Source organism: Kluyvera sp. (assembly GCF_965301105.1).
In genome coordinates, this window is the sequence record NZ_CBDKZX010000133.1 from 1 (window position 1) to 5,908 (window position 5,908).

General features: G+C 55.3%; 5 protein-coding genes. 2 read left to right on the forward strand and 3 right to left on the reverse strand.

Annotation, left to right across the window (positions count from 1 at the left end; all coding sequences use genetic code 11):
* Positions 1-127: 127 nt before the first annotated feature.
* Both yejM and ACW14G_RS21905 read right to left on the reverse strand, forming a co-directional pair.
* A complete protein-coding gene (gene yejM / locus ACW14G_RS21900) occupies positions 128-1,882 on the reverse strand; it encodes an LPS biosynthesis-modulating metalloenzyme YejM (protein WP_167575408.1) in 1,755 nt (584 codons plus the stop codon).
* Positions 1,883-1,900: 18 nt separating this feature from the next.
* Positions 1,901-2,128, reverse strand: a complete 228-nt coding sequence (locus ACW14G_RS21905) for a YejL family protein (protein ID WP_163447579.1) — start codon at positions 2,126-2,128, stop codon at positions 1,901-1,903.
* 183 nt (positions 2,129-2,311) lie between these two features.
* Between ACW14G_RS21905 and yejK the strand changes: the two genes are divergently transcribed.
* The gene (gene yejK, locus ACW14G_RS21910; RefSeq protein WP_163447580.1) at positions 2,312-3,319 is read left to right on the forward strand and encodes a nucleoid-associated protein YejK; all 1,008 of its coding nucleotides are present in this window, start codon (positions 2,312-2,314) and stop codon (positions 3,317-3,319) included.
* Positions 3,320-3,600: 281 nt separating this feature from the next.
* On the forward strand, positions 3,601-5,577 hold the full coding sequence (locus tag ACW14G_RS21915; RefSeq protein WP_249023000.1) for a glycosyl hydrolase family 28 protein: 1,977 nt from the start codon (positions 3,601-3,603) through the stop codon (positions 5,575-5,577).
* Positions 5,578-5,642: 65 nt separating this feature from the next.
* On the opposite strand, the gene rplY is transcribed toward ACW14G_RS21915, so the two are convergent.
* The coding region (gene rplY, locus ACW14G_RS21920) for a 50S ribosomal protein L25 (RefSeq protein WP_455648804.1) at positions 5,643-5,908 on the reverse strand (266 nt) is incomplete at its 5' end.

Consider the following 5,908-nt stretch of genomic DNA (forward strand, 5'->3'; position numbering starts at 1 on the left):
CCGACCCCCGACACCCCATGACGGTGCGCTACCAGGCTGCGCTACGTGCCGACGCATGGGGGAAATACTACCGCTTTTATCGCCGATTGCAAGCAGGTAACTCACTGATTGATTCATAATTAATCAATCAGTTAGCGATAAACCGTTTTTCCTCGGTCAGCACCTGTAGCAGCAAGCTGAGCTGGGCTTTCTGGTCACGTACGCGGTCGCCCTCGGCGGTCCAGGTTTTATAGTGGCCGTTATGATCGAGCACTACAGTGATGGCGGGCGTGGTGATCGCCAGCGTGTTGCTATCCGCCGCGGTAACCCAGTTATGGCGGCGGGTCGCGCTGAACAGATCCTGACCCTGCGAGTACTCGTTGGCCGGGGTGCTAACGTGCAGCAGGCGCTGCATCAGCGTGGTCATCACATCTTTATGGTCGGTCAGCAGGTCGATGCGCTGTGCCGGGGTACCAGGCCAGTGGATGACCAGCGGTACCTGTAGCTGGGCTCGCGACCAGTTGAAGCTATTTTTCTGCCCGCTGAGCGGCACGCCGTGACCGGCGGTAATAATCACTACCGTATTCTCAAGCTTGCCAGAATCGCGCAGAGCGTCCAGCACGCGGCCGATTTGCTCATCGACCTGCGCGGCTGCGCGGCTGTACTGACGATCGCTTGCCTGCGCGCTGCTGACGTTCGTGCCGTTAAACGACACCCATGAGAACCAGCGTGTTTCATCCTGCGCATTGTTGGTCAGCCAGTTTATCCACTGGCTTGCCGTCTGGGTATCATTCTGCGACTTGCCAGGGGGCAGGGAGAAGTCGGACAGCAGCGCCTGACGATAAATCGGGCTTTCAAAGCCGTCAGAAGAGAACAGCCCCAACTGGTATCCCTGCTGATTAAGAGCGCTGATGAGTGCCGCTGGCACACGCGCGGCAAGCACGCCGTCCATATAGCCAGGCGAGATGCCGTAGAACAGGCCGAAGATACCGCTATCGGCAGTGTTACCGGCGCTCATATGCTGGGTGAAGTTAACGTTATCGTTGGCAAAGCGTGCCAGCGACGGCATCTGCTGCTCAAAGCGTGAATAGTTCAGCCCATCGACGGTAATCAGCAAGACGTTTTGACCCGCACCCATATCGCGATAGCGCAGATCGCTCAGCGGATATTGTACGGTGACCGCTTCCGGGTCGCCTTGCTCCACCAGGCGTCGCTGGTAGTCCTGCGCGTCAAGCAGCCCGTGTTTCTCCAGGAAGCGGCGGGCCGTCATCGGGTAGGAGAGCGGCAGGTTGGCGCGCTGCATGGTGATTGGGCGATAGAAATTGGCATCCGCCCAGATATACATCACGTGCGAAGCGATAAATGAGGCAAAGAAAAACCAGGCGACCGGGCGCGCGTAGTGTCGGCGGCGCGTCAGGCTGCGCAGTTTCTGCCAGCTCCAGGTGGCAAACAGCATTTCGACGAGCAGAATCACCGGCACGCTGATAAACATCAGCTGCCAGTCGCGAGCCGTCTCATTTTGATCGGGGTTGATAACCAGCTCCCACACCACCGGGTTAAGGTGCAGGTGGAAGCGGGTAAAGACCTCGCTGTCGATAATCAACAGCGTCATGCCCGCCGTCGCCAGAATAGCGGACAGGAAGCGCATCAGGCGCTGGGACATGACGATAAAGGTCAGGGGAAACAGAATCAGCAGATAGGTGGAGAACACCAGAAAGCTGAAATGCCCGACGAGGCTGATGTAGGAGAACACGCGTCCTGCCAGCGTCGTCGGCCAGTCGGCGACAAACAGATAGCGGCTACCGAGCACCATGGCCAACAGCATGTTGAACAAGGCGAACCAGTGTCCCCAGCTAACCATCTGGGAGACCTTTTCTCGGTAAGGCTGACGATGTGTCACCATAAACTGTTGCTTGTACCCTTAGTGCGCAGAATCGCTATTAATGGAAGATTGCAGCGCCTGGGCGAAAGAACGCGCGATAGCCTGGCGTTGAGCCGGAGCCACGCTGCTGTTAATCAGGTTGGTTACCATATTGCCCAACACCATCAGAGAAAGGTCGGTCGGGGCTTTATGTTGTTCCAGCACGTTAGCCAGCTCGCTCAGCAGCTGTTCTACGTGTTCATCACTATAGCGGGATTGTTGTGGCATAAATCGAAATCTGTCTGTTCATTAAAGGGCAGTATATTACCGTAGCAGCAGCATTTTTTCCGCTTTTTTTCGGCGTAACGCGTTATCCTTTGCGCATTATACTGCCGCGACCTCGGTAATATGCGAGTTGCACTGTTATATCGGGGGTGGTTGAATACACCCGATCTTAAAGGAGAGTTTAACATGAGTCTGGATATCGACCAGATTGCTTTGCATCAGCTCGTCAAACGCGATGAGCAAAATCTGGACGTGGTGCTGCGCGACACGCTGCTGGAGCCCACCGCGCCGGTTGAAGAGATGATGGCCGAGCTACATCGGGTGTATAGCGCCAAAAACAAAGCCTACGGCCTGTTTACCGAAGAGAGTGAACTGGCGCAAACGCTAAAATTACAGCGCCAGGGTGAGGAAGATTTCCTCGCGTTTAGCCGCGCGGCCACAGGGCGTCTGCGCGATGAGTTAGCGAAGTATCCGTTCGCCGACGGCGGCATTGTGCTGTTCTGCCACTACCGTTATCTGGCGGTGGAGTATCTGCTGGTGGCGGTGCTGAACAACCTCAGCAGCATGCGTGTCAACGAGCAGCTGGATATCAGCGCGACTCACTATCTGGATATCAACCATGCGGATATTGTGGCGCGAATCGATCTCACCGAGTGGGAAACTAACCCGGAATCGACCCGCTACCTGACCTTCCTCAAAGGCCGCGTTGGGCGCAAAGTCGCCGACTTCTTTATGGACTTCCTCGGTGCCAGCGAAGGGCTAAACGCCAAGGTGCAGAACCGTGGTTTGCTGCAGGCGCTGGATGATTTCGCTGCTGAAGCGGAGCTGGATAAGAACGAGCGTCAGAACGTGCGTCAGCAGGTGTATACCTATTGCAACGAACAGCTGCAAGCGGGTGAAGAGATTGAACTGGAGTCGCTGTCAAAAGAGCTTTCCGGCGTGAGCGAGGTCAGCTTCAGCGAGTTTACTGCTGAAAAAGGTTACGAGCTGGCAGAGAGCTTCCCGGCGGATCGTAGCACCCTGCGTCAGTTGACCAAGTTTGCCGGCAGCGGCGGTGGGTTGACGATTAACTTCGACGCGATGTTGCTGGGTGAACGCATCTTCTGGGACCCGGCGACTGACACGCTGACGATTAAAGGCACCCCGCCGAATCTGCGTGACCAGCTACAGCGCCGGACCTCTGGCGGTAAGTAATCGCAATTTGCCTGCCCGACATCGGGCAGGCGTTATCTGCACCTCAAACCAATGATGTTGAGTGACCCTCCTCGCACTATCTGCATCTCATACTCTCTTCCTGATTAATTATTGAGCCGAATCGCGGTTTTTTTCCTCAAATAACACTAAATAAAATGTCGTTTTGTTTTTAATGCAAAAACGTTTTGTTTTATGGATGAAATATGCCGGCTCGTTCAGGCGGCGATTAACACGGCCACCCGTCGCGGCTGGCCGTGGATAACAACGAGGAAAAATAGAATATGCTTAATACCTTCAGGCACTCACGCTGTTCGATCATAACCGCCATTGCCCTGGCGGGCATGCTGAGCGGCTGTGGTGATGAATCCAGCGACTCATCGTCCGCCACGCCGTCCGGCCTTGCCGCGCCACAAAATGTCCAGTCGCCGATCCTTTCCGCTGATGAGGATAGCGCTGTACTGGTGTGGGAAAAACCGCAAAGCGGCGCGCAGGATGTGGTGGATTACCGCATTTACCGTAACGGTGAGCTGCTGGGTAGTGCCCGGGAAAACCAGGACCGCTACTCTCCGGCGAAACCCTATATCGACAACTTCTACCAGACAATGAACAACGATGGCTGGCAGCGGAAAATCGATCTGCGCACATTTACCGCGGCCGATCTCCAGCCGGATACCGAGTATCAATTTACCGTCCGGGCGGTGTATGCCAGCGGTGAAGAGTCGGCGGACAGCGCGCCAGTGACCCTGCGCACCGCGAAGCAGCCGCAGGTTGTAGACGTCAAAACCTTTGGTGCCGTCGATGATGGCAGCACACTCAATACCGCGGCTATCCAGCAGGCTATCGACAGTTGTACCGTCGACCGCTATCCGCAGGGCTGTAAGGTCACAATTCGCGGCGGGGTGTTTAAAACCGGTGCGCTGTTTTTGCATAGCGACATGACGCTGGAAATCGCGGAAGGCGCGACGTTGCTGGGATCCGAAAACCCAGCAGACTATCCGTTGAGCAGGGGCTATTACCTCTATCCGTATACCGATAATCCGCTGCCGAAGCGCCCGCCGTCGCTGATAAACGCGCTAGAGGTGGACGATCGCGGCAGCTCGCATGCCGGTACCTTCAAAAATATCCGCATCGTGGGGAAAGGCACGCTGGACGGCAACGGCTGGACGCGAGGTGTGAAAGCGGGCGGGGCAGAGTCGATAACCGATGAGTTAGGCAACTCCCTGCCGCAGTACCGGGCGAGCAAAGCGAGTTTGGTCAGCGAAGATGGCATTCTGGCGAAATACCAGACCGAGCAGGCCATTGCCGAAGGGATGGATAGCGACAGCGCCTATAAGAATCGTCGCTCCAGCATGATGACGCTGCGCGGCGTCAGCAATCTCTATCTCGAAGGGTTAACCATCCTCAACCCGGCGTTTCACGGCGTGATGGCGCTGGAGTCGGAAAATATCACTCTTAACGCGCTGTCGCACAAAACCTTCGACGGCAATAACGCCGACGGCATTGAATTGGGCAATAGCCAGAACGGTCTGGTGTTCAACAACTTTTTTGACACCGGCGACGACTGCATGAACTTTGCGGCGGGATACGGCAAAGGCGTTGAAACCTTTGGCCAAAAAGCACAGAGCGGGGCGTGGATCTTTAACAACTACTTCCGTAAAGGCCACGGCGCGGTGGTGACCGGCAGCCATACTGGCGCATGGATTGAGAAGATTAAAGCGGAAGACAATGTCATGTATCTCACCGATATTGGCCTGCGCATGAAGAGTCGTCCTTACTATGGCGGCGGGGCGCGTGACGTCGTATTCCGCAACAACGCAATGAAAGATTTAGCCAAAGAGCCGTTTATCTTCACCATCAAATACAGTGCCGACGTCAACGACACTACGCCAGCCGCTGAACCTGCGCAGTTCCGTGATATCACGGTCGAAAATGTGACTGTTGACGGCACGGCGGCGAAGAACAGCATTCTGGTTGATGGTATGACGGCGGATGAGATGGCGGCGGCCTATGGCATCACTTTTTCCCGCGATGCGTATCATCAGAATCTGTCGTTCAGACACGTCAAGTTCCGTAATACAAAGGCGACAGATATTTCCTTCCTGCGTGACAGTCAGTTCAATAATGTGACGTTTGAGAATACGGCGCAGGCGTGGAATTTTGCCGAAGTCAGCGGCATTACGCTGACGGATAGCGTCAATAATGAAACGATTGCGGCGACAGGAACAGAAACGGTGATACGAGAAGCGGCAACTCAATAAACGGCAGGCATAAAAAAACGGCTCCCGATGGGAGCCGTTTTTTCGTCACGTAGACTCGCTGGCGATTAAGCGCGAACGAAGTCGATGTGAGCCAGTTTCGGCTTGAACGGGTGACGCTGCACCGCCTGAGCCTTAACTTTTTCTTCTTTACCATCAACAACGATGGTCAGAACTTCGCTGTAAAATTCAGCGTTGTTCTGCAGGTTCCACAGCTTGTCGTGATCCAGTTCAATAGCAACCGGAGCTGCTTCGCCACCATAAATGATAGCCGGGAACTTGTTAGCTGCGCGCAGGCGGCGGCTCGCACCCTTACCCTGCTCTTTACGTACTT